The sequence below is a fragment of the Campylobacter sp. IFREMER_LSEM_CL2194 genome (genome assembly GCF_025771685.1).
GTDB lineage: Bacteria > Campylobacterota > Campylobacteria > Campylobacterales > Campylobacteraceae > Campylobacter_D.
Map to the genome: position 1 here is coordinate 1 of NZ_JAKMQS010000055.1, position 671 is coordinate 671.

The following is a 671-nucleotide window of genomic DNA, read 5'->3' on the forward strand; positions in this document are numbered from 1 at the left end:
TACCATTAGTAAAATAATGAAAAGATCCTCCTCCTGCACTTTTACGACTAATACTAGAAAAGCTAAATCCTCTTCCTTCATCTCCAAATAATCCATAGCTTTTTACTTTATAATCTATCATAGTAGCAAAAACAATAGGATATTTTTTACCCTCACACACATAATAAGTTGTCATACCTAAATAAGGTCTTAATTTTTTATAGTTTTCTTCACCCATATATGCTTTAAATTGATCTTCATAGTATGCAAATTCGGGTTTATCATCGAAGTTAAAATCATAGTCAGGATCATCTACATCATAATTATAATCGTTACGATAATATTTACAACCATTAGAAAGGACTTGAGGGAATTTTTTTTCTATGATTTTTAATTGATCCCAAAAATCATCCCCTAAAGACATTTTTTTCATTGCCTCTCCTTTCTTTCTTTCATTTTCCAATATCTCTTCTCTTATTTTTTTATCAAAGATATAAATTCCACCATAATTACTTGCAAGAGTTTCTAATTCACTTGCTTTATTTTCTTTAAAAGCACATGCACCTAAAGATACTAAAGAAAATAAGCTTAAAATTATCATTGTGATTTTCATTTGATACTCCTTTTTAAAGTATATTATTTCAAATACCTTGGTATAAATAAAATTTAGTTTTTATATTTAACATATCATG

The 671-nt window shown here is 26.8% G+C and carries 1 protein-coding gene; it reads right to left on the reverse strand.

What is annotated here, in order from left to right; all coding sequences use genetic code 11:
* The coding region (locus L8V79_RS08145; RefSeq protein WP_263703201.1) for a hypothetical protein at positions 1-592 on the reverse strand (592 nt) is incomplete at its 3' end.
* Positions 593-671 lie beyond the last annotated feature (79 nt).